This is a genomic window from Pseudomonas sp. 43(2021), from assembly GCF_017490805.1.
Taxonomy (GTDB): Bacteria; Pseudomonadota; Gammaproteobacteria; order Pseudomonadales; family Pseudomonadaceae; genus Aquipseudomonas.
Genome location: NZ_JAFGYJ010000654.1, coordinates 1 through 239, shown reverse-complemented (window position 1 = coordinate 239; position 239 = coordinate 1). Strand labels below are relative to the sequence as shown.

Annotated in this window: 1 protein-coding gene; it reads right to left on the bottom strand. The window is 61.9% G+C overall.

Going from position 1 to position 239, the window contains the following annotated elements; all coding sequences use genetic code 11:
• Positions 1 to 239, bottom strand: a 239-nt coding sequence (locus tag J5M71_RS29150) for an immunoglobulin-like domain-containing protein (protein WP_207839164.1), incomplete at both ends; no start/stop codon positions are given.

Genomic DNA, 239 nt, shown 5'->3' with positions numbered 1-239 from the left:
ACGTCAGCGCCAGTGACCGAACCGATCGATTTGACCACAGGGTCGTTGGCGCCGGTGTAGACGTTGTCCGGGGCAGTGACGGTGACCGAACCAGTCGTGCCGTTGGCCGGCACGGTGATAACGGTCTTGCCGTCGCTCAGGGTGAAGGTCAGAGCCGAGTGGCTGTTGATCGGCAGACCGTCTTTGTTGGTCAGCGTGATGGTGTAGGTGATCTCGCCGCCTTCGGTGACCGAAGGGGT